Below are 22,591 nucleotides of genomic sequence, written 5' to 3'. Positions count from 1 at the left end.
AGTAAAAAACTTTTTTTCATATGCTCGGGAGTTAGGGCTTGTAGTGATAGTTGTGTTCGGAAATCAATTCGGACTGGGCATTGCGCACCTCTTTGAGCTTGCCAAAATTATCGTATATATAATTCTTGCTGTCTCCTTTGGGATCGGTTATGGTCTTGACGCCCTGGCCCGGCGCATAGAGATACGTCGTCACCAAAGCTGTCGGATATAAAGTGCGCAAATTGGCCAATGCAGCGCTGAGCAGCGATTCGTTATACGTCCCCGCTGCAGAATATAACGTGATGTCGTCCTCGGAGGCGAACGGGATTGCAGGATAATCAAGATTTTCCAGTTTTGCTACCGGCATCGTCTTGTCGTACCCGTACACAAGCAACGTCGCTTTGCCATTTTCCTGTTTGAAAACAGTCAGGTTGCCTTTCGCGTCGTATGCGTCGTAGCGGACTCTTTTCTCCAGAGATTGGCTGTCTTTTTTACTGCTTACGGATGTTTGTATGATGTGGTTATAACCATCTTTCATATATTCCTCCTGCGTCATCGAAACTTGTTGGCCGTTGCGAATTGTCTTGATCTGGAGGGGAACGTTGATAAAATTCGCTGCCACCAATGTCGGCTCGTTCGTGCCGATCGGATTATCCGTTGCGTATAGATATTGCCTCATGGTTTCTTCCAACTGGCCCGCGTGACGGGTTTCGGTAGCGACCTGTCCGTAATTGTTGTAGGTTATGGTCGTGATATCGTCAACAGATGATGCCCCGAGGTACGTGTATTCCTTGATGTCCGCGATCTTGTAAGCTTGGGAAAGTATAGGCGTACACAAATAGCTGAACTTGGAACGCGAGGTGCCATTCGGACCCTCGACAGGATCAGTATTCCCATAATAATTGCTTTTAAGCCTAACGCCATAAAATACAGTGACGCCGGGAATGTAGTCCTGATACGTAAAGGTCTTTTTGTGGAGCAGCGTTCCGCTTCGGTCGTAGGTTCGCTCTGCCGTCTGAAGCCCGGTAATCGCATTAGGCACATCGGGAAACCCGTTTGAAGTCATATTTGGCTGGTTGTGGAAATCGAATTCCTTCCTTCCTATATTGTACGTCGACGTACCCAATATTTCTTCCACTTTTCCGTACCCGACATAATTGCTCAGATGCTGCAAAAATCGAGAATCGACGAAGAGTTCCCGTGTAAACATTGTCTGCATGTTCCCGCACGGGGAATCGCAACGCGTACTGGTACAGTTGAAGCAATACACGTCATTGATGGCAAGCGGATTGAAATCAGTAAGTATCTTGCCTGAATGGTACACGTAATTTTTAATCGTCGGAGACGGGTCCGTTACGGATGTGTAGCTCGTAATCGTTTTCACCCTTAATCCCCCGCCTTGGTATTCGGTGCCTTCGAGAAGTCTTCCGAAATAGCGTACATTGATGTTGGAATTTGCTGCATACGCAACACCGCCCGGAAAATAAGGAACGGGATTAAACGCTTGAGGGGCCGGGAATGTCGCCCGTATTTTATAAACGTATCCGGCTTGGTAATTCAAACGGTACGTGACATTTTGTTGTATGCCGGTGAAACCTGGCAACTGCCAGTTTTGGAGGCTGACGAAATTCCCCGGCACCCAAGTCATCACGGGCGTCTCCACACCGGATCCGTTTCCGCTCACTTTGACCAACGTTACCGAAGATTCGTACCACATTTTAGTTTTCGCAATGTTATTGGGCGACTGGTCGGTCATAGACATTATTGGGTTTCCATGCGAAAAACTCACCTGGAAGCTCATGGTTACGCTGGCATTGATCCCTTGCAAAGTGACGGTTTGGCTGTTTGACGACCACGATGGCATCATACCTCCCGTCGCACTGTAATATTTAAACATCGAGTTGACCTGCTGTTGAGAAGGAATCGGCTGATTCGTAAATGTATGAGGCTCAAATTCAAAAGTGGTATGCCCTCCCGTCGGATAGGTGATTTTCTTGATCAGGCCAGCTTTGGCGTAGTCGTTGTTGGCGTACCGGTTTCCTTTAGTGTAATTGGTGTAAACGAACGGGACATTGTTCGTTGCGCCCATGAATTCATATGGATAGTCATAATAATCAAGATCTGGTGTTAGCGAGGTGTTCGAGGCGCCGTTGTAATAACCGTAAAAATCAATGGCATTTGAAGTCTTTAGCGGCAACATGACACTTTGGTCATATTCAAATACATGGGCCGGTTTGGACAAATCAGCGGTTTGGGTTGTTCCTTGCGTATATCCGATTTCCTTGACCGCGTCGAGCCTTAACCTCTTGGCGAGCACCGCGGTATTCAACTGATAATTCCCTATTGGAGGCGATGAACCATGTGGAAAATAAGACGTAGTGAGTTGAAACGATTTGAGTTTTTTATTGGTCGTCTTTGAAAAAATATCGACGCTTTGCAGTTTTTTATGCGAATCGGTCGACCTAAGATTCGTGTCCTCCCGGTCGGCGAGAACAAAGTCGATCCTAAGATCGGGTGTCGTGATCTTCTTCAGGATTTTGACCTGGCTGATATCATAAGGGCTGGAGTTCGGCAGTTGCGGCGTAGGCAAATTGTTAGGCTGGGGACCTCCGTAGCACGAATTCAAATACGCGAATTGAGAGTACCGCAAATTGGTTACCTGCCCATCCTGATATTCAAAATCGATACTCTTTCCGCTGGTCAATGTAATTTTAGTCACTTTGAAAGTGGAGCCACTTTTCTCGTAATAGTCATTTACGGGAAGATTGCCATGGGATATCTCTCGCCCGCCGCTACCAAAAAAGTAAGAAGTTCCGTCGGGCAGTTTCGCTTCAATGGTAGGATTGGTTTGATCGCCTCCTTTGATGATCTTGATCCCGTCTTTATTATCTATGAAAACAACTGCCTGTGTTTGGGGATTGACATAGAACTTTCCCATGTACCCCCCAAGATTGTAGTGGTAAATATCGGGGTCGCCATGGCCTGTGCGCAATGCATTTAAAAGCGCCCCGTCTTCTGCGTTTGGCGGAAGGCCCGGGATTTCAAATATCCCATAGGATGAACAAGCCCCATTAAAACACTGGGTTGGGCAATTAAAGATGTAGTGGTTGTTCCCTAACTGCTTTATTTCTTTGTAACTGCCTAATCCTCCCGATGTCAGTATCCGATTCATGAAAAAATCATAACTGGCCTGTGCGGTGTTCAACGTCGGGCTGTCCATTTCATCACGCCGGCCGCGAACTTCCTGTATGATGTAGCCGCCGGGAGAAAAGTCCCATCCCAACCCAACCCACGTGGCCTCGTCCGCCACTTTTATACCCGATGAATTATAACGCAGTGCGAGCGGTAAGGTAAATTCATCGACTTTAATGGTGTAAAGCGGAACATCGATATTGGGCGAGCCGTTGTAATATCCTACCGGAATTTCGCCAAAGCGTTCCATTAGGGCTGCTTCGGGAGAGGTAGGAATATTGTTGACTTTGGGCTGGTAACCCTGGGCAGAAAGCGCGATGGCGCTTCCCAAGCAAAATGCAGAGAGTATTTTTTTTACACTATCCATGTTCTTTGGAGAATTATTTTATCTTGATTTCATTACTTTGACCGCATCCGTTGATTTTTCGGTTTTGACCTCAACGATATAGATGCCTTCCGGGTAGCTTCCCAGGTCGATAGGCACGGTCCGCCCTGTCGTAATTTCAAAACTTTGAAGCATGTGGCCCGCTATGTCAAACACCGTTGCCGTGCCTTTTTCAAAGTCGTAACCGATAATGACATTGGTGTAATTGCGCGCCGGATTTGGCGCAGCCTCGATCGACTGACGCGCTTTTTCCTTCTTATCCTTGTCCTTGAGCTTGATTACCCAAAAATCGCTTGTCCCGTAATTAAGGGTCTTGTTTTTTGAAGCGGGCTGCTTTTGGTAATTGTTTCCGGAGAGGCCGGAAAGTGCGTCGGCGTCGACTCCGGCCGATTTGCCCGAACCTTGGCCAACGACGTTCGTTGGAACGGCAATACCGGTTTTTATCGGACCGTCTTGGGACCCGAGGGCTTCGCTAAGCTCGTCGCGCAGGCCTTCGGTGTGTTCCTTGTAAATATCGTTTACGGCGTCGCGGCCTTGCGTGAGCGTTTCGTCAACCTCTTTTTGAGCATTATCTGAAACTGCCAAAGATTCGCCTTTTCCCGCAACTGACAACCCCTGGTTTTTTCTCTTACCGTTTTTGCGACGCAGCGCGTAATTGTTTTTGGCCGCGTTTGAAGTCCCGGCCAAGAGGTAACCTCCGTCCCGTGTTTGTATCAATTTGCGGAGGATGTCATCTCCATCACTTCCCAGATGCCTGTTCCAAATTTCTTCTCCGTTCGCCTTTACCTTTAATGCGATGTAGTCATTGATTCCTTCTTCTTCTTTAGACTTTCCGCGGGTTTCGGTTTTTGCGTGGCCGCCGATCAGAATACTGCCATCCGGATTTTCGGTCAGCGAGGTAAGGATATCGTACTTTCCGAAGTCATACGATTCCTGCCAGACGGAATTCCCTTGCTCATCCATGCGCACTACCCAAAAATCACTTCCCGAGCGAGCAGATGTAGTTTTATTACCCGAGGTCCCGGACGCTGAATTGCCGCCCAAAAGATAGTCGCCATTATTGAGGGCCAATATTGTAAACGGCTGGTCGTCAAGATCGCCTCCAAAGGTTTGCTGCCACAGCTGCTCACCTCGAACATCGAGGCGCAACACCCAGAAATCACCTTTCCCAAAACCTTTGCCCTTCTTTTCGTCGGATTCAGGAGAATTGGTGTATCCCAAAACCATATAGCCGCCGCTCGGAGCAGGGCACAAGCCGCGCAGTTGCTCGTTATAGAGACCGCCGTAGGTTTGCTGCCATTCTATATTCCCGGAACCGTCGAGCTGGACGATCCAAAGATCTGTCCCGCCGCGATTCTTGTCGGTTTTTTCACCCGAAATGCCAGATGCGGAGGTTCCGCCAAGCAAGTATTTGCCGTCTTTGGAAACCAGCACAGCTACCAATTCGTCCGAATCAATACCTCCTATCGTCTTTTGCCATTGCAAACCGCCACCAGCATCCAGTTTTATGACCCAAAAATCCGAGAGACCACGTGCGCCCTCGGTTTTGTCCAGGCCTTTTCCTGATGTAGAGGTACCTGCCAATATAAATCCGCCATCGGGCGTGAGCCGGATACTTTGCAAAATATCCATGCCGTTGCCGCCAAAGGTTTTCTGCCAGACCGCTTCGCCATGTTCGTCCATTTTCCAGAGCCAATAATCAAGATCGCCCCGGTTAGCGGATGTTTTGTTTCCGGTGGCACCTGAGACGGAGCTACCGGCCAAGATGAAGCCATAATCGGCGGTAGGGATAGCGTCAAAAAGGAGCTCGGCATGTTTCCCGCCATAGGACCGTTCCCATAAGATATCCTGGGAATACGAAGTCAGCGTGAACACACATGCCGCAAAGGCATACCAACTCCAGAAGGGTTTGTGTAGGTTCATGGATTTGAATTTTAATTATATCTGGTAAAAACAAATACAAACTTAAAGTACGGGCAGTACTTCCAAATCAAATCTCTTAGGGAGCCGCGATGAATCGCCGAGTGGTTTTTGAATGGCGCAATTTAACTCAATTTTTGGAACTTTAAAATAAAATTCCTACTAAATTGTTAATTTTATGTTAAGTATTTTTGTTGCGAAAGCGCCGCTCAAAACAACATGCCGCTAACGTTATACTGGTAATCGTACAATCCATTCTAATTCAAATATAAGCCCACAGCTTCGACCAAAATATACCTTTGGCAAAAAACGAGACATGAATAAAATATTTTTTGCCGACGACGATCCAGATGATCTTTTACTTTTCGCCCAAGCCATGGAGGACTTGAAACAGGAATTCGAGGTCTTTTACAGCGGTGACAACATCGAAGACCATCTTGAGTCGCCTTCGCTGGTTTTCCTCGACATCAACATGCCCAAGCGAACAGGTTTTGAAATCCTCGAAATCATCCGACAAAAATATTCCAAGACCGAACTTCCGGTCATCATGTTTACGACCACGAACGACCAGGCTACGGTTGAACGTGCGCGTAACGCAGGCGCCAATTTGTTTCTTGTAAAACCGAATAGCTTCTGGGATTTGACACATGCCGTGAAAATGGTGCTGAAGATGGACTGGTCCGAGGAGAATGAATTTGTGCTTTCAAGGGAGAAATATCTCCAGGCGACTTAACTGCGCATAATGCCCCTCCATCTGATTGCCGTTGAATCGTTTATTCGTCCGCAATAATAATCGGAACGAAAAGCGTTGACCAATGTCATTTTTTTACACTTCAGAATTGCCTAACTTCGTCGTGTTTCACAAAAGTTGAGAGCTGTTATAAATGTCCGGAGTTGTCGTATTGCTGACATTTCTCGGTACGGCGACTCGCCAACCATTCAAACACGAAACTACACACATGGAAATAGGAATCGACAGCTTTGCGTCCGCTATGTACGGAAGCACCAGCCTTGGCAGCGCCGACGCAATGGAACAGTTACTGGAGCGCATCGTACAGGCGGACCAATCAGGACTCGACGTATTCGGAATCGGCGAACACCACAAGAAAGAATTTCTGGATTCCGCTCCTGCGGTGATTCTCGCGGCCGCCGCGGCACGAACCAAAAACATCCGTTTGACGAGCGCCGTGACGGTATTGAGCACTTCAGATCCTGTCCGGATTTACCAAAGTTTCGCCACACTTGACCTGATATCCAAAGGTCGCGCGGAAGTAGTCGTGGGACGAGGTTCCGCGATAGAATCGTATCCGTTGTTCGGATTTGATCTCGACGATTACGACAACCTGTTTAGGGAAAAACTCGAACTTTTCCTGAAAATCCGCAACGAGGAATTCGTCACCTGGTCCGGCAAATTCAGGCCCTCGCTTCAAAATCAGCCCGTTTATCCAAGAGCGTTGCAGGAAAAACTGCCCGTCTGGCTTGGCGTTGGCGGAACTCCCGAATCATTTGCGCGCGCCGGAAGATTGGGATTGCCGTTGATGGTAGCCGTCATCGGTGGTGAAACCGAACGGTTTGCCCCGCTCGTCGATTTGTACCGACAGGCCGGACGCGAGGCGGGCTTTGCAGCTGGCGATTTGAAGGTCGGATTGCATTCTCCGGGCTACGTGGCATCCACGACCGAGAAAGCCATAGCCAATTATTTCCCGGGTTACCAGGAACTCTGGACAAAATTAGGGAAGGAACGCGGTTGGCCTCCGGTTACGCGAAACCGTTTTGATGCCCAGTCAGGACCCGAAGGCGCCATCGTAATAGGTGGCCCGGAAGAGGTCGCCGAAAAATTGTCGAGACACAGCCGCGCGTTAGGTGGTATCGATCGTTTTACTTTCCAGATGGACAACGCCGGGCTCAGCCACGATCAGCTGATGTCGTCAATTGAAATCATCGGCTCTAAGGTGATTCCGATGTTGAAAAAAATTGACTAATTCCAATTTAGCCTAATTCCGACCGGTTTTTGCCATCGTGCTCGAACGAGTTTTCTGATCGTTACTCTTTGGTTGCCGGAGTCGCTTTCGGGTCGTTGCGTTGGGAAGCTTCCACTGCATTCCCTTCGGTTGCAGGCGCGGTCGTGTCGATCACATTCGGATTGATATGCGTCGTACTGTCGCGCTGGCCTTTCGATTGTTCATCGATTTGGGTACCGAGTTCGCTTTCGTTGTTCTTGGCGTTTTCGTCGTTTTCGTTTCTGTTGTTACAAGCCAGCGTCAGCATCGCCATCAGTAAAATCGGGAAAAAGAAATAAATGCGTTTCATAATTGTCGTTTTTAAGCTGTTATCATCACGGCAATTTACGACAGCGAATGCGTGAATTCCTTACACGATATCGTTTTGGTTGATTAAGATTTTGGAGCGGCATCACATACGCCCGGAATCGTCAATTCCCAAAAAACAAATTCCCTACCTTTGCACCATGGAAACAAACCGTCAAAAGAAAATCGCAGGCGTACTGCAAAAGGATTTGGTCGATATCTTACAAGGCGAGGTGCGCAAAAATGCGATCGCGAACCTTGTCATCTCGGTTTCGAAGGTTTCAGTGACGTCCGATTTGTCGGTGGCTTCGGTCCACCTTAGTATTTTCCCTCAGGATAAAGCTCCGGAAACTTTGGCCGCAATCAAGTCGAATACGCCGCTGATCAAGCACGATTTGTCGCAACGCGTCAAAATGCAATTGCGCAAAGTGCCCAACCTGACGTTCTACATTGACGATTCGCTCGACTATATCGAAAAAATAGACAAAGCACTCAAAGGAGAAGAAAATCCTATCGAAAACCGGGATTTGCTCGAGCGCCGCAAAAAATCCTAGTGAATTTCCCGCTTTACATAGCCAAACGTTATTTGAGGACCGCGAGCAAGAACAACGCGATCAACCTCATCAACGGCATTGCCTCGATCAGCATTGTCGTTGGCGCCGCCGCTTTGTTTGTGGTGTTGTCGGTTTTCAGCGGACTCAAGGATTTCAGCTTATCGTTCAGCAACGACTTCGATCCAGACCTGAAAGCGCTTCCGCAAAAGGGAAAAATATTTACCGTTTCGCCAGAACAAACCCGCAAACTCCAAAAAATCAGCGGTGTAAGAATGGTCTCCAAAGTGATAGAAGAGCGCGTATTGTTCGTGTTTGACGCTAAGGAACAAGTGGCTTATCTCAAGGGCGTCGACAGCCTTTTCGGACAAGTGAACAGCATCAACAAAACCATTTTTCAGGGACAATGGCTCGAACCGAATACCGCCCAGGTCGTCGTCGGATACGGAATTTCCCAACGATTGTCGCTCGGCTTGCTCGACTTCAACAACCCGTTCGAAGTCTATATGCCCAAACCCGGGAAAGGCGATATCGAAAATCCCGACGAAGCCTTTACCAAAGCGGTTTTGGCACCTGTCGGAATTTACGCCATCAGCGAAGAACTCGATAGCAAATACGTTTTTGCGGACCTTCGACTGGCGCAAATCCTGCTCAATTATAAGATCGACCAGGTTTCGGCCGTGGAGTTCAAGTTGGATCCGAATGCCGATATGGACAACGTATCCGAAGAAATTGCCACGATACTTCCGGCAACGGATGTCAAATCGCGGGCGCAGCTCAACGAATCGCTCTATAAAATGCTCAACAGCGAAAACCTCGTGGTCTACCTGATTTTCACGCTCGTGGTGATCATGGCGCTTTTCAGCCTCGCCGGAGCACTTATCGTGATGATCATCGAAAAGAAAAACAACCTTAAAACACTCACGGCTCTTGGCGTGGAAATACGCGATTTACGCAAGATTTTCCTGTTTCAAGGCAGCTTGCTTTGTTTGTTTGCCGGCGTCTTCGGGCTGGCCGTGGGCGGTGCCGTGATCTTGCTGCAGCAACATTTTAAGCTCATTATGATTACGCCGACTTTGCCATATCCCGTGGTATTCACGTTCCAGAATATCGCCATTGTGTTTTTTACGATTTTCGGCTTCGGATTCCTGGCTTCGCTGATCGCATCATCACGCGTACAAAAAACATTGGAAGAATGACGCGCTACTTATTGCTTTTACTGGTCACTTCGATCGGTTTTTCCCAAGAGATTTTCCGAGACGAACGCTTTGGGTTTTCGATGGAGCGACCGGCCGACTGGCTCCAGGCCAAAACCGGCGAAGCGATTGAAAACGCATCCGAAAGAATACAACTACCTCCTGAAAAACTCCAGGAATTGCTGCGCAGCCACCGCGGTTCGATAGACGTTGTAGCGTTTTACAAATACGACCTGAATTCGGTCAAGGGAGTCATTCCTACCATCAAGATACTGTTGCGGTCTAATCCGACAAAATCGGCATCCGATTTTAAACAAATGATCGGGCAAAGTTTTTCCAGCCTGAAAAAAAGCTTTCCGGATTTTACCGTAACCGTGCCGCCAACGCCCGTGAAAATTGGCGAAAAAACCGGCATCCACATGAAAGGTCTGAACAAACTGGAAACCAAATACGGCGTGGAGGAAGTCCGTACGATCATCTACGCGATTCCGCATGGCGACCTTTTTTACCAACTCAATTTCATGGATACTTCTAAAGACGATTGCCGAGCGCTTTTCACCCAAATCCTGGCCTCGATCAAGATTTAATACGACTACCGAAAGCGTTTCCTGAAACCGGATGGCGTTACGCCTACTTTCTTTTTGAACAGTTTGGAAAAGTACGCATAATCGTCGTAGCCGAGTGCCGATGCGATCTCGTTGTAATTTCCCGTCGCATGTATGAGTTTGCGCCTCGCTTCGAGCATTACGCGATCGAGAATGATCCCCGAAGTCGATTGCCCGACGGTTTCCCGATTGATGCGGTTGAGATGCTTGGCCGTGATATGCAACGCAGCCGCGTAATATTCGGGCGACTTTTCTTCCCTGAACCGGGTTTCCAACAACTTGGCGAATTGCGAAAACTTTTCGGCATATCCCGATCGGTTTTGCGCCAGGCTACCGTTTGGCAGCGCACGATCTATTTCAAGGTAAATTTGTGTGATATGGCTGATGATGAAGTGGCGTTTGGATTTTTCGTCCCTAAAACCTGCTTCGGACATTTCCCGAAAATGCCGCGTAAAATCGTCGATTACAGAAGCGGGAAGATCCACGTGATCGACCGATCGCACCTGGGAAAAAAACGCGTAATCGGACAACAGTTCGTCCGAGAAACGCATTTCGTAAAACGCCGCCGTGTGAAAAAAGATAAAACCATCAGCATCTTCAGACAATTCCCAATGGTGGACCTGGCCGGGCGACATCATAAAAACGCTGCCCCGCTTGACTTCATAGGTCTTGAAATCGACCGTATGTGAACCCATCCCGGACGTAAAAACCATCGTAGCGTAAAAATCGTGCTTGTGGGGCTTCTCGATATGTTGGTGGCTCGTGACCAAATGATCGGCCAAGGTGTTGACATAGTAACCCGAAAGGACATTCTTACCTTTGAATTTGTCGATACCAAGAATTTCGATTCTATGCATAATGTCCGTAAAGTACAAATTTAGCAAACTTTTGTCCTAACCTGAAAACCGATTGTCATCCGATCTTTGTATCAACAACATAAAGCTATTGACCATGTTTAGCAAAAAGAGCAAAATACAAAGTATGATAACCGGATCATGTCCGAAATGTCATGAAGAAAATATGTATGTGAACCCAAATCCGTACAATATTATCGAAACGATGAAAATGCACGAGCGCTGCCAGAATTGCGGCTTTAAATACAAGGTCGAACCCAATTTCTTTTTCGGGGCGATGTATGTGAGTTACGCGTTGTCCGTACTGGTCGGTGTAATAACTTTCGGGATTGTAAAAGTGGGATTCGGGCTCGACCTCGTCCAGTCGTTTGCCGCGATATTTATCATACTGATTGCATTGATGCCGCTGATTACAAGACTTTCGCGCAATATTTACATCAATTTGTTCGTGAATTACGATGACTCATTAGTTCGAAAACCGAAAGTCGAAAGCCGAACGACCGTCTAACCAGGACGACGAAAAACTTCAGACATCTCAAGCAATTTCGTAATCCGAATAAACGTCGGCAATCGTGTCGAAAATGGCGAACAAATCGTCCTTGCCGTCGGTGGTGACGAGCTTTTGACGGTATTCCTTGAAGTTGGCGATGCCCTTGAAATAATTCGTATAATGGCGGCGCGTCTCGACGATCCCGAGTTTGTCGCCTTTCCATTCCATCGCCCAGGTCAGGTGATTTCTGGCAGCTTCGATGCGGTCTTTCATCGTCGGGGCGGATAATTTCTCCCCGGTTTCCATAAAGTGCTTGACTTCGTTGAAAATCCAGGGATAACCTATCGCGGCGCGTCCGATCATGATACCGTCGATACCGTATTTATTCTTGTATTCGAGCGCTTTCTCAGGAGAATCGATGTCGCCGTTGCCAAAAATCGGCATGGTGATGCGCGGATTGTCCTTTACCCTTGCAATATGCGTCCAATCGGCTTCCCCTTTGTACAATTGGGCGCGCGTCCTGCCGTGTATCGACAAGGCTTGAACGCCGATATCCTGCAACCTTTCGGCCACTTCGTCTATGTTGATCGAATTCTCGTCCCAACCCAGACGCGTCTTGACCGTAACAGGCAAACTCGTAGAATCGATAACGGCTTTGGTAAGTCGGACCATCAAATCGACGTCCTTGAGCACCGCGGCTCCTGCCCCTTTGCACACTACTTTTTTGACCGGGCACCCGAAATTGATGTCGATAATATCAGGATTGACCGTTTCGACGATCTTGGCGGACATCGCCATGGCTTCCTCGTCTCCTCCGAAAATCTGTATGCCGACGGGGCGCTCATAATCGAAAATATCAAGCTTTTGGCGACTTTTGATCGCATCGCGGATGAGCCCTTCGGATGATATGAATTCAGAAAACATCAAATCGGCTCCATGCTGCTTGCACAGGCGACGAAACGGCGGATCGCTCACGTCTTCCATAGGCGCAAGCAAAAGCGGGAATTCAGGGAGTTCGATATTGCCGATTTTTACCATTGTGCAAAGGTAAGGGGAAAAGTCGGAAGTCAAAAGCCCGGAGCGGCATATTGATTTCCCGGCCAATGCTGCCTACCGCTACCCTCGCATCAAATTCAGTGGAATGTCGACTTTCGCAATACCTCGAGCATCGTTTGCTCCGTTTGAGGAATCAGCGAAACGATTCCGACGCTGAAATCGCGTTTCCCAAATAACCGACTGAACATGTACATGTGGAGCGCTCCGTTGTTCGGAAGCCCTTCGAGGGAGATATAGCTCACATAGAATTCGAGTCCGTCGATCGTCTCCTTATAAATACGCGACTTGATCGGTTTGCCCGGAATTTCCCGCTCAAATGACGCTATCAACAATTGTTGGAGCATTTCCACAGAATCTTCGTAAGGGCCGTCCGTAGCTTCGTCGAATGGCTGGAAGTTAGCCTCCATGTGATTGAACTGATCTTTTTTAAACGAAAAAATTGGAACCGCCTGGTTGACAATAGGTGAACCGAGCGTCGCCTCAAACATCTCCTTTCCACGTTTGACTTGTTGCGCAGACTCGGCGTCGCTAACGGTGTAAAAACCATGAGGAAGATCGATTCTCCAATTAAAGTCCGCGCTGTAGAATTGTTTTTCATCTTGGCCGGAAACCGAGACGAAATTTAGCAGCGCGATAATGCAAATGACAAATTTTCGTATCATTTCCGGTAGTCGAAAAAAGTGATTGGTTTGCGGCTCATCGGATTGAAAACTACAGGATTCAAAATTTCCTTCGTCGTGAATTCAATGCGTGGCGTCACGCGCAATTTCGCCCTGAAATGGTCTTTGATCTCGCGTAAGAATTGTTCCGATTCTTCCTTGACGACAAGTTTGATGACGATCTCATCAGTTCCCAAATCGTTCGTAGATATCTCGATGACGTGCAGGTCAATGTTCTCGAAATCGTTCAAAACGTTCGTCATCGCCGGCGGGTACAACGTCGTGCCTTTGTATTTGATCATTTGCTGTTTGCGTCCCAAAACGGGCCCGACACGCAACGTATTTCGTCCGCATTGGCAAGGTTCGCGATGCAATTGCACGATATCGCCCGTCTTGAAGCGGATGAGCGGCATTCCTTCCACACCGAGATTCGTGATCACGAGTTCACCGGGTTGTCCGTCGGGAACGGGATTGTTGTCATCGTCCACGGTTTCCACGACAATCAGTTCCGGATGATGATGCCCGCCGAGATGGAATTCACATTCGGTGAACGCCGTGGCCATTTCGGTAGAAGCATAGGTCGAATAAAGTTCGATGTCCCACTTTTCGGCAATTTTGCGCGATAGCGTGCTGTCGGAAAAATCCTGCTCGCGCAGCGCTTCTCCTATACAAACCGCTCCTTTTACACCCGAATTCTTATAGTCGATGCCGTGGGCTTCCGCGTATTCGATGAGTTTCAGCAAAAAAGATGGAACCGTTATCAGGTACGTCGGTTTGTACTTCAGGATCGAATCCCACTGTAATTCCGGAATTCCGGCGCCGACGCGAATCACGCCGACTTTCATCTTGCGCAACCCGAGAAAATAGGCAAGCCCGGCCATAAATCGCCTGTCGATCGTGGTCATGAGCTGGACGACGTCGCCCTGTTTGATCCCGGCGCAATCGAACGAAATAGCTTCGTTATACGCCAAACGATCGAGGTCGTTGTCGGTCAAGCCGAAAGTCACCGGATCGCCAAGCGTGCCCGAAGTTGTGGCATAATCGATAATTTCCGCCGTGGGAACGCACAAAAAATCGTCGTTGAATGCCTGAAGTTCCGCTTTGGTCGTCACGGGAATCCTGCGCAGGTCGTCCAACGATCCAATACCCGAAACATCAATATTTCTCTCGCTAAAAAGTTTTTTGTAATAAGCCGAATTTTGGGAAACATATTGGAGCGTTTTGGCCAGTTCCGATTCCTGGAATACTTTTATTTCTTCGGCTGAAGCGGTTTCGATTTTCGGGATCATTTATATCGTTTTGCCGCGGATTCGCGGATTATATCGGATTTCAAAAATAGGAATCCCAACTGATTAGTTAAGTTTTCGATTGATTTTTTTGAGGTATTCCTGGGCGTGTTTTTTTGCCGGAAGCGTCGTGATTTCCTTTGTCAGCGCAACTTCGAAATGCGGTTTTGCTTTCGCGTATTCTTTTCGTGCGAAATGATATTGACCCACTTTGTAATGGACGATCCAAAGGTCTGGGTTCAAAGATTGGTAATTTTGGGCAAATTCATCGCTCATTTCCGATTCCTTGTCTAGGAATTCATCCATTTTGCGGTCTTCGATGCGATATTGTTCGTATTTCCTGAAAGCGTCGGAATCGGCAAAAGGATCCTTCGCAATTGCAAATTCAGGAGAAGAAAGCGTCTCAAGCGATTTCCCGTCGTGACGTTTCCCGAAAATTTCGTTCAAATCATAACAAACCAACTCGCCCAATTGATATGGATTAGCCGAAACCCAAACCTTGAGACCGACAGGCTGGAAAATTACGCCGTGGTGCGCCAACAGCTGATTGAGGGCTTTTTCATTTCCGTAACCAAGTGGCAGCCCGCCTTCGATTGCCTTTGTATCGCGTAGGATCGAAGCGGCGATTGCTGGATTTATCTTCGGATTCTGATCGAACTCTTCCGTCAATTTGTCGAAACGGTACTTCGAATGCGAATTTTCGATTGCGTCGCTATTGCGTTTGTCGTTCTTGTAAGATTCGCTTTGGAAATGGTTCGAGCACAACAACTGATCGGCCGAGTTCGCAACTTCGTATACGCCGAAATTTTTCGGGGAAACCTCTATCAACGCGGCTTTCCCGTCTTTCGCGCTCCCGACCATGATCGCTTCGGACACAAAAACCTGCCGTTTCCTGGCAATGGCTATCGCCTCGTCGATGGTCGTGGCATACTGCAAGATTTCGCGCGTCAGGATCGAAATCGGCGTCTTGGCGATAAGCGGGATCTTCGATTTTCCGGCATTGATCGTCACCGTCAAACCTTGGTTGTTCATACCCGACACAGCGCCTATCATACCCGGCCAGGTCACCATCATAAACGGGTTCCCTTTATCGGGCCTGACAAAAGCGATCACTTTGTCTTTTGCGAAATCATCTCCGGCGTAGAAATCGAAATTGCGGCCCAAAATCAAGTTCCCATCTTCGGACTTGTCGCCCCAGGCCGCGAAAGACGAACATCCGACAAGCATCAGATCCTGCATCGCGTGCCCGATATCATGAGCGCCGTGAAGGTAAAGCGATCGCAGATACGGAGGCGCGATGAAGTCGTAATCGTGGGATGTGTATTGCGAAAGTCCGTAGATCTCGGTTTTGTATTCTTCGGGAACGTGCAGATAAAGCTTGCGATTGTACCACGTAAGGATTTTGCGCAACAACTTTTGCTTGTTTTTTGACGGGACGATTTCCTCGATTTTTGAAAAAAACACCTTTTCCTGCTTTTTGAGAAGCGAATCTTCGAGTGCGCCCGTCGCAAGCCCGATTTGAAGCGGATCGCCTTCGACATACAACTCCCATTGCCGCTGCTTGTTCTTCAACAGGAAGTTGTTTCCGGAGATATAGCGCTCCGGGGAAATTTTTTCAACACCGGGAATGGAGTTGTCGTATCCTTGAACTATCGGTTTGTGGCGCAAAGAACCCGAAGTGCCGCACGAAGCGACCGCAATGGCAAAAAAAATCGCCACCACTGCGCGAGTCCTGCGGCTATGCGATCGCAAAAACAGTCGTGCGTTCATCATTCGGTATGTTTGATGATTTTGTTCAACAAATAGTCCTTGCCGAGGATTTCCGAACAGGTCAAAACCGCGCCTATCGTAACACCTAAAACGCCGTGTACACTGACGCTTTGGCCCGTGAGATACAAATTGTCGAGCTTGGTCTTGGCTGCGATAAAAGTCTTCATCGGATTGCTTGAATCTTTCACATAACCGTACATATTGCCTTCAAACCCACCGATATAATCCCGGTAGGACAAAGGCGTCGAAGTATGAACCGACTTGATGCAGTTGTTGATTCCCGGGAACTTCCGCTCGATCTCAATTAGAAATTTGGCGACTTTTCGTTGTTTGAACGATTCGTACGATTCGCCCCGGTCGCTTTTTTCGGCCGTCGTGTTGTGAGAATCCGCCCAAGCTTTGACGTCGTCGAACTTCATGTAGGTGATGAACGTCATGCCGTCGGCCCAAACGTCGTTCTGGCCGCTGGCATTCATCGAGGCCATGTAGGCTTTCGGCCACGAATCCTCGTCGTAATCGTGGGCGCTCCAGACATCACGGCTGTCGCGGAAATGATAATAGTTGTGGTTGATATACGGGAAACTTTCGGGCTTAAAAACGATATACACGCTAAATGCGGACATCGACCCTTCAAGACTTTTGATACGGTCGAAGAATGCTTTGCGGAACTTGTCTTCGCCGACCATTTCGAGGGTCGTCTTGAGTTCGATATTCGAAATGAAAATATCCGCAAAAACCTCGGAGCCGTCTTTCATCACGACCGACGTCACTTTATTTTCTTCCGAATTTATCTTGACGACCTCGCGGTATTTGTAAGTTTCTCCTGCGTTTTCCTTTAGCCGTTTGATCAGCAATTTCGTGATCTGGCTTCCTCCATGGATGCAGCGCCACGAGCTTTGTATATATGAATTTACCGAAAGTGCGTGCACATAGAACGGCGACTTTTCGGCAATTCCGGCGTACAAAAAATTGGAACCGGCCAAAATTGCGCGCAATCGTTCGTTTTTCGTGACAGAGTCTATGGTCTCCTTGGCATTCAGCGATAAAATTGCCTGGTCGTATTTTCCGTCGATCTTGAGGTTGTACATCGGGAACGAATCGCAGGTTTGCTGGATTTTAGTGCAGTATGCTTCGAGGTTTTCACGCTCATCCGGAAAAAACCCGGAAAGTTGATCGATGAAATTGTCGTAACCTTGTGCGTGAGGATATTCCGAACCATCGTCACCGAACGAAATGCGGTCAAACCCGTCTTCGTCCATTTTTTTGAGGTTCAACCCGTTCATGATCCCGATGTACTCGAAGTAGCGGTTCAGGTTTTCGCCTTTTCCCAATCCGCCGATGTAGTGGATCCCTGTATCGAAAATAGTTTTGTCGCGCACGAACGTCTGAAGGTTCCCGCCAAACTGGTTGTTTTTTTCGAGCACGCACACGCTGTGACCTTCCTTGGCCAGGATTACGGCCGAGACAAGCCCTCCAAGGCCGCTGCCGATGATTACCACGTCATACTTCTCCTTCACGTCTCAATATCGTTATGTTGTCCTCGCGATGTGAAACCGCAAATCCTAATCCTTCAAAAATAGGCACAAAAGTAGCGTTATCGAACAAAATTACCGCATCGGAAAGTTTTGAAACCGCTTCTGCCTCAACTTCTTTGGCCGTTATCAGGATCAGGTCATATTTTTTTACAGGGAAGTCGATGTATTCGAGGTCACGCGCCGCCATCAGGTGACTCGTTTTTGCCACACGGCGTTTTTCTTCATCGGCTATATAGGAATCGATTTTGCGCAACGATTGCTGGAAAACCAACAAGACATCGAGCTGGCCGTAATCGTCTGCAATGTGCAGCATTTTAGCTTTAGGCGCTATGTGATTTCCGAGTTGGTAATAAGCTTCCATGTTTTTGTCAATGTCCGACTTTACAGCGCTCACGACATACTCTTCCTTAAAATCGAAACTGCCCAATACAAATTTCTTCCAGTATTCCGGGCCTTCCTCCTGAGCGCGCAATTTCTGGAACTCGTCCCGCATATAGGCGTTGATTTTCTTTGTCCGTTCGGAATAATCCTTCCCGAAACGCAAGTCTTCGGGTGTGATGCGCGCCAGGAATTTGATTGCTGTCGTAGTTCCGTTGAGGATGAAATCGTTCTTTGGGGCCGCCTCCGAATATCCTTGGATCAACACCGGCAAAATATCGAGATGGAACTCTTGGGCGAGGAAAAATGCCCCTTTTTTAAAGCGTTTGATCGAATTGTCCTGAGACCGCGTGCCTTCCGGAAAAATCATGATCGAAAAGCCCTGAGCAACTTTTTCGCGCAAATGCTCTACGCCTGTCTCGAGGCCCTCGCTGGCCGGATAAAACCCTGCCATTCGCACGCCAAGGCCGATTATAGGATTGTTGTAGACGTGGTCAGATACCAAAAAAATAATCTTTCCATTGAGGCCGCCCATCGCCATCACATCCAAAAACGAAGTATGATTGGCAATAATGACGGCCGGTTTCCCGAAATTTTCCCCAAACTCATTGTACAAACGCCTTTTGACGGCCGGATACGTGTAAAACACCGAATTCATATAAGCCGACATCACATTGTGAAAGATCCGGCTTTTGCGCGTTTTGGAAACCGGAAGCAACTTCATGATCACGAAACTCAGCAAGGAGACCACAAAACCTACGATTCCGTAATACGCGAGCGAAAAAAAAGAATGCAGCACCCTCCTGAGTTCGATAGGCGCGAAACCTTTTTTGCGTCGGGCGAAGAAAACCCACCTGAAAATCATCGGATACAACACGAAAATCATGGCGCAGGCCGCAAAAACGCCAATCAATGCGGCAGACGAAATCGATCGAAGCGACGGATGTCCGGCGAATATCAGCGCACCGACTCCGAAAATCGTGGTTATCGCCGCCAGGATAATCGAAGTCCGGTACACCTTGCGTTCATCGCGCCCATCTGTATATTCCTTTTGAAGCGCGCTCGTCATAAAAATCGAGAAGTCGACGCCATGGCCAAAAATGAGCGTGCAGACGATCGTGCTGAAGATATTGAGCTCGAGACCGAAAATCCCCATAATTCCAGCGGTTACCAATCCGGTTAGGACAATCGGGATGGTGGCGACGATCACGATTTCGATGCGGCGGAAAAACACGAAGAGTATTGCGATTACGGCAATCAGCGAATAGTCGACAAGGTTGTTGAAATCGTCTCGCAACTGCTTCAGGAACGTCTCGTTCATTTGCTGTCGGTCGATTGGGACGATATTTTGTTTGGCTGCTGCCGATTTGACAAAAGCATCGCGTTGCGCATTCGAAACTTTGACAAGAGACGAAACCGTGAAAAAGCCCTGCTTTTTTGCGATGAATTCACCGAGTTGCAAAGCCGCTACCTGGTTGAGCTCGTCTATCGAAATCGGATCGAACCGACGTGAAAGCAATCGGTAAAATGGCTCGTATGCATTGGGTTTGAAACCGACTTTTTCCCCTTCGGAAATCAAGCTGCTCCTCACGAACTCCATTTTTTCGATGGTCCAGAACGAATTCCATCGGTCGATTTTTTTTTGCTGTCCGGATTTCGGGAGAACCAGTCCGCCGATGGAGCTGAAATTGAGGATTTTACCGGATTTTTTATCTGATTCCAAATCGAGGAAAAGCCGCGAGTTGTTCGCCAAAGCTTCTTCGAGACTGTTGCCGTAGGCCGCGACATAAATGGTTTTGGACGTCAGGCTCGAGTTTTTCTCGAGTTGTTTTTCCGCTTGACGGATATCGCCCGGAACATAATTGAGCTTGGACAGATCGCTGTCAAACTTCACGTTTTGAGCCGTAAAGAAACTGACGGCCACCAATATCACGCAACCGCCGATGAGCCATTTGCTGCTGTCGAACGAAAATCCGGCGGCGCGCTCGATAAAATTCTCTTTATGGACCGCCGCTTCCGCCTTCGGTTTGTAGAGATGGGGAACGATCAACAGCGAAAAAAACGCCGAACCCATTACGATGGCCGCAGCAAAAATCCCGAGGTCGCGCAAGGCCTCACTCTTTACGAAAAGCAGGCACAAGAACGCAAGCGCCGTCGTCGTGGAGCTCATGAACAACGGCTTGGTGATGATTTTATAGACGGTTTTTACGTCTGAATTGTGCTTGTAATGCGTCAGGATATGGAGCGAATAATCGATCGTAATCCCAATCAGGATCGCACCGATTCCCAACGAAATGGCAGAAATCGTCTCCGTTGCGAAATACAGGACGGTCAACGCGAACAGAGCCCCGAAAATCGTCGGGATGAAAATGATGACCGGAATTGTGATTTTGCGGTAAAACAACATCAGGATCAGCATCAGCGCGCTCATCGCCAGGATCGTGGTAAACAGCACGTCTCCTTTTATTTGAGTGGCATTGGCTACCGCGATCAGGGGCGATCCGAAATAACTAACCTTCGTTTTCGACTGGTTGATCGCGTTTTTGATCGCATATAGTTTTGTTGAGAATTCGGCATTTTTATCTGCTTCAGAAGCCGTTTGGTTGGGCGCGATGAACAGCAACAACATTTTTTTGTCGCGCGTCATCACAAAGCCGTTTTCTAAAGTGAAATCGTCCCCGAGGCTCAGTTGCTGCAATTTTTTAAGTCCGATGAACGAAATGCCGAGCGGGTCACGTTGGATGAATTCTCGCGTAACCATTCCCGATGGCGACAAAATCGAACGATAATTCGCCTCGACCGTCGCTTTTATGGAATCGGTCGATAGCTTTTGGTCGATTCGCGCATAATCGGACTCGTCGAGGAACAGCGGCAGATTGTCAAATACAAACCCAATGGTTTCCTCAATGTTTTCTTCCCCAATCCTGCCCTGGATTTCTTTGTAGTATGGTTTACAGGACTTTTCGAGAGCGTCGATGAAAACCTCGGCGGTTTGCTGCAGATCTTCGGGCGTTCCGCTCGATTCGGACTCAAAGATGACCGTGATTTTATCGGCAAAATTGACCTGTTTCAACACCTTTGCCGTCACGTCGAGCTTGTCGTTCACCGGAAGCAGTTTCGTGACGTCTTCCTCAAATTTCAAACGCGAGGCAAAAAATCCGAAAACGCACAAAATAGCCAATCCGATCCCAATCGAAACCGTCTTGTTGCGACTAACGAAATCGTGTATGGCGAAGAAAAAACGATGCATTTACCTGGATTCTTTTTTGAAGACCGACAGCAATCCGTAGCTCAAAAATCCGGCTACGACCGACGCGATTGCCGCTAAAGTAAGACTTCCTATGAGATATTGGCCCAAATGGTCTTTTAGCTTTTCGAACGTGATCGGCAATTGAGGGAATAAAGGCGCGCCCGTGTCGTAAACCAAGCTCCCGATCCAGAGCGAAGCCGCGACGATAGGCGGAATCATCGGCGGGATGCTCACATTCGAAAAAATATACGCAATAGCTTTGTTGAGTCTAAAAACGGTGGCCAGAAACAGCGAAAGCACCGTTTGGAATCCCCAAAACGGGCTGATGCCGATGAACACGCCCAGCGCGATCGACAGTGCTTTCACGCGGTTCGAATCTTCGCTGTGCAGCACATTTTCGAGCAGGAATTTCTTAAGGCCTTTTTTTTTTAGTTTCCGAAACAGGTTGCGCGGGAATATCCAGAGCAGGCAAATCGTGACCAAGACCGTGTTGAGTATCGAAATGCGCGTAAAATCTTTAAAAGGACGAAAATGGGAAACCCGTTCGCTCGGATCGTATAAAACCTGTATCGGAACGTTTTTTACAGGAATGTCGCGCCAGGCCGAACGCACGATGACTTCGATTTCAAACTCAAACTTCTTCGTAAAATACTTTTTCGGAATGCGCTTCAGCGGATAAAGCCGGTAACCCGATTGGGTATCTTCGAGCCGGATCCCGGTTTCGAACCAAAACCAGAAATTCGAAAAATTGTTGCCGAAACTGCTCTTTTTGGGAACACCTTCCTGCGTCATGTTTCGTCCGCCTATCAACAGTGCCTCGCCTTCCGATTCAAGCGAATCGAGGAAAACAGGCAAATCGGAAGCGAAATGTTGCCCGTCCGAATCTATCGTAATGGCGTAATCGAAACCCATTTCGCGAGCCTTGGCGAAACCGTTGCGCAGCGCCATGCCTTTCCCGATGTTTTGAGGATGGGTAACAATCGTAAGTTGCGGGTAGTCGGAAAGGATTTCGGGTGTGGAGTCGGTAGCGCCATCATTTACGACAATCACATCGGCAGTATATGCAAGCACGGAGTCGATCACGCGCCTGAGCGTTTTGTGGTTGTTGTACGTGGGAATAATCACACATACGTTGAGCTTCTCCATCTGCTGCGTCACTTGCGTCATCGGTCAGAGCAG

17 protein-coding genes are annotated in these 22,591 nt (G+C 48.2%); 6 read left to right on the top strand and 11 right to left on the bottom strand.

The window, feature by feature from the left end; all coding sequences use genetic code 11:
• Window positions 1–31: 31 nt before the first annotated feature.
• Together HC229_RS06720 and HC229_RS06715 are read right to left on the bottom strand one after the other, a co-directional pair.
• On the bottom strand, window positions 32–3,538 hold the full coding sequence (locus HC229_RS06720) for an RHS repeat domain-containing protein (RefSeq protein ID WP_191019698.1): 3,507 nt from the start codon (window positions 3,536–3,538) through the stop codon (window positions 32–34).
• Between the two features lie 18 nt (window positions 3,539–3,556).
• On the bottom strand, window positions 3,557–5,479 hold the full coding sequence (locus HC229_RS06715; RefSeq protein WP_223845549.1) for a T9SS type A sorting domain-containing protein: 1,923 nt from the start codon (window positions 5,477–5,479) through the stop codon (window positions 3,557–3,559).
• Window positions 5,480–5,792: 313 nt separating this feature from the next.
• On the opposite strand from HC229_RS06715, the gene HC229_RS06710 reads away from it, so the two are divergent.
• Together HC229_RS06710 and HC229_RS06705 are read left to right on the top strand one after the other, a co-directional pair.
• The gene (locus HC229_RS06710) at window positions 5,793–6,209 is read left to right on the top strand and encodes a response regulator (protein ID WP_191019697.1); all 417 of its coding nucleotides are present in this window, start codon (window positions 5,793–5,795) and stop codon (window positions 6,207–6,209) included.
• 226 nt (window positions 6,210–6,435) lie between these two features.
• The gene (locus tag HC229_RS06705; RefSeq protein ID WP_191019696.1) at window positions 6,436–7,458 is read left to right on the top strand and encodes an LLM class flavin-dependent oxidoreductase; all 1,023 of its coding nucleotides are present in this window, start codon (window positions 6,436–6,438) and stop codon (window positions 7,456–7,458) included.
• 61 nt (window positions 7,459–7,519) lie between these two features.
• On the opposite strand, the gene HC229_RS06700 is transcribed toward HC229_RS06705, so the two are convergent.
• On the bottom strand, window positions 7,520–7,786 hold the full coding sequence (locus HC229_RS06700) for a hypothetical protein (RefSeq protein ID WP_191019695.1): 267 nt from the start codon (window positions 7,784–7,786) through the stop codon (window positions 7,520–7,522).
• Window positions 7,787–7,943: 157 nt separating this feature from the next.
• On the opposite strand from HC229_RS06700, the gene rbfA reads away from it, so the two are divergent.
• From rbfA to HC229_RS06685, 3 genes are read left to right on the top strand one after another with little or no spacing between them, the layout of a single operon-like run.
• Window positions 7,944–8,336, top strand: a complete 393-nt coding sequence (gene rbfA, locus HC229_RS06695) for a 30S ribosome-binding factor RbfA (RefSeq protein WP_191019694.1) — start codon at window positions 7,944–7,946, stop codon at window positions 8,334–8,336.
• A complete protein-coding gene (locus tag HC229_RS06690) occupies window positions 8,336–9,532 on the top strand; it encodes an ABC transporter permease (protein ID WP_191019693.1) in 1,197 nt (398 codons plus the stop codon). The genes rbfA and HC229_RS06690 overlap by 1 nt, the downstream gene beginning before the upstream one ends.
• A complete protein-coding gene (locus HC229_RS06685) occupies window positions 9,529–10,116 on the top strand; it encodes a hypothetical protein (protein ID WP_191019692.1) in 588 nt (195 codons plus the stop codon). The genes HC229_RS06690 and HC229_RS06685 overlap by 4 nt, the downstream gene beginning before the upstream one ends.
• A 5-nt stretch (window positions 10,117–10,121) precedes the next feature.
• Here HC229_RS06685 and HC229_RS06680 read toward each other — a convergent pair whose 3' ends face one another.
• Window positions 10,122–10,991 carry a helix-turn-helix domain-containing protein gene (locus HC229_RS06680; protein WP_191019691.1) on the bottom strand — a complete coding sequence of 290 codons (870 nt, stop codon included), beginning with the start codon at window positions 10,989–10,991 and terminating at the stop codon, window positions 10,122–10,124.
• Between the two features lie 124 nt (window positions 10,992–11,115).
• On the opposite strand from HC229_RS06680, the gene HC229_RS06675 reads away from it, so the two are divergent.
• Window positions 11,116–11,496, top strand: coding sequence for a DUF983 domain-containing protein (locus HC229_RS06675; RefSeq protein ID WP_223845548.1), 381 nt, complete (start codon window positions 11,116–11,118; stop codon window positions 11,494–11,496).
• Between the two features lie 27 nt (window positions 11,497–11,523).
• On the opposite strand, the gene dusB is transcribed toward HC229_RS06675, so the two are convergent.
• From dusB to HC229_RS06640, 7 genes are all read right to left on the bottom strand, one after another.
• Window positions 11,524–12,516 (bottom strand): tRNA dihydrouridine synthase DusB, encoded by a 993-nt coding sequence (gene dusB, locus HC229_RS06670; RefSeq protein WP_191019689.1) that lies wholly within the window; start codon window positions 12,514–12,516, stop codon window positions 11,524–11,526.
• A gap of 95 nt (window positions 12,517–12,611) precedes the next feature.
• Window positions 12,612–13,196: a hypothetical protein gene (locus tag HC229_RS06665; protein WP_191019688.1), complete on the bottom strand. Its 585-nt coding sequence runs from the start codon at window positions 13,194–13,196 to the stop codon at window positions 12,612–12,614.
• Window positions 13,193–14,482 carry a phenylacetate--CoA ligase family protein gene (locus HC229_RS06660; RefSeq protein WP_191019687.1) on the bottom strand — a complete coding sequence of 430 codons (1,290 nt, stop codon included), beginning with the start codon at window positions 14,480–14,482 and terminating at the stop codon, window positions 13,193–13,195. The genes HC229_RS06665 and HC229_RS06660 overlap by 4 nt, the downstream gene beginning before the upstream one ends.
• Before the next feature lie 63 nt (window positions 14,483–14,545).
• Window positions 14,546–16,249, bottom strand: a complete 1,704-nt coding sequence (locus tag HC229_RS06655) for a C45 family autoproteolytic acyltransferase/hydolase (RefSeq protein ID WP_191019908.1) — start codon at window positions 16,247–16,249, stop codon at window positions 14,546–14,548.
• Window positions 16,249–17,766: a phytoene desaturase family protein gene (locus tag HC229_RS06650; RefSeq protein WP_191019686.1), complete on the bottom strand. Its 1,518-nt coding sequence runs from the start codon at window positions 17,764–17,766 to the stop codon at window positions 16,249–16,251. The genes HC229_RS06655 and HC229_RS06650 overlap by 1 nt, the downstream gene beginning before the upstream one ends.
• Window positions 17,750–21,412 carry a 1-acyl-sn-glycerol-3-phosphate acyltransferase gene (locus HC229_RS06645; protein WP_191019685.1) on the bottom strand — a complete coding sequence of 1,221 codons (3,663 nt, stop codon included), beginning with the start codon at window positions 21,410–21,412 and terminating at the stop codon, window positions 17,750–17,752. The genes HC229_RS06650 and HC229_RS06645 overlap by 17 nt, the downstream gene beginning before the upstream one ends.
• Window positions 21,413–22,579, bottom strand: a complete 1,167-nt coding sequence (locus HC229_RS06640; RefSeq protein WP_223845546.1) for a DUF2062 domain-containing protein — start codon at window positions 22,577–22,579, stop codon at window positions 21,413–21,415.
• Window positions 22,580–22,591: the final 12 nt, after the last annotated feature.

The organism is Flavobacterium selenitireducens, from assembly GCF_014748335.1.
Classification (GTDB): domain Bacteria; phylum Bacteroidota; class Bacteroidia; order Flavobacteriales; family Flavobacteriaceae; genus Flavobacterium; species Flavobacterium selenitireducens.
The sequence above is the reverse complement of the archived record's forward strand: the minus strand, read 5'-3'. Positions and strand labels throughout refer to the sequence as shown.

Coding starts and splice junctions, on each gene's coding strand:
- HC229_RS06720 (WP_191019698.1), bottom strand. CDS start 3,538: ATGGATAGTGTAAAAAAAATACTCTCTGCATTTTGCTTGGGAAGCGCC.
- HC229_RS06715 (WP_223845549.1), bottom strand. CDS start 5,479: ATGAACCTACACAAACCCTTCTGGAGTTGGTATGCCTTTGCGGCATGT.
- HC229_RS06710 (WP_191019697.1), top strand. CDS start 5,793: ATGAATAAAATATTTTTTGCCGACGACGATCCAGATGATCTTTTACTT.
- HC229_RS06705 (WP_191019696.1), top strand. CDS start 6,436: ATGGAAATAGGAATCGACAGCTTTGCGTCCGCTATGTACGGAAGCACC.
- HC229_RS06700 (WP_191019695.1), bottom strand. CDS start 7,786: ATGAAACGCATTTATTTCTTTTTCCCGATTTTACTGATGGCGATGCTG.
- rbfA (WP_191019694.1), top strand. CDS start 7,944: ATGGAAACAAACCGTCAAAAGAAAATCGCAGGCGTACTGCAAAAGGAT.
- HC229_RS06685 (WP_191019692.1), top strand. CDS start 9,529: ATGACGCGCTACTTATTGCTTTTACTGGTCACTTCGATCGGTTTTTCC.
- HC229_RS06680 (WP_191019691.1), bottom strand. CDS start 10,991: ATGCATAGAATCGAAATTCTTGGTATCGACAAATTCAAAGGTAAGAAT.
- HC229_RS06675 (WP_223845548.1), top strand. CDS start 11,116: ATGATAACCGGATCATGTCCGAAATGTCATGAAGAAAATATGTATGTG.
- dusB (WP_191019689.1), bottom strand. CDS start 12,516: ATGGTAAAAATCGGCAATATCGAACTCCCTGAATTCCCGCTTTTGCTT.
- HC229_RS06665 (WP_191019688.1), bottom strand. CDS start 13,196: ATGATACGAAAATTTGTCATTTGCATTATCGCGCTGCTAAATTTCGTC.
- HC229_RS06660 (WP_191019687.1), bottom strand. CDS start 14,482: ATGATCCCGAAAATCGAAACCGCTTCAGCCGAAGAAATAAAAGTATTC.
- HC229_RS06655 (WP_191019908.1), bottom strand. CDS start 16,249: ATGAACGCACGACTGTTTTTGCGATCGCATAGCCGCAGGACTCGCGCA.
- HC229_RS06645 (WP_191019685.1), bottom strand. CDS start 21,412: ATGCATCGTTTTTTCTTCGCCATACACGATTTCGTTAGTCGCAACAAG.
- HC229_RS06640 (WP_223845546.1), bottom strand. CDS start 22,579: ATGACGCAAGTGACGCAGCAGATGGAGAAGCTCAACGTATGTGTGATT.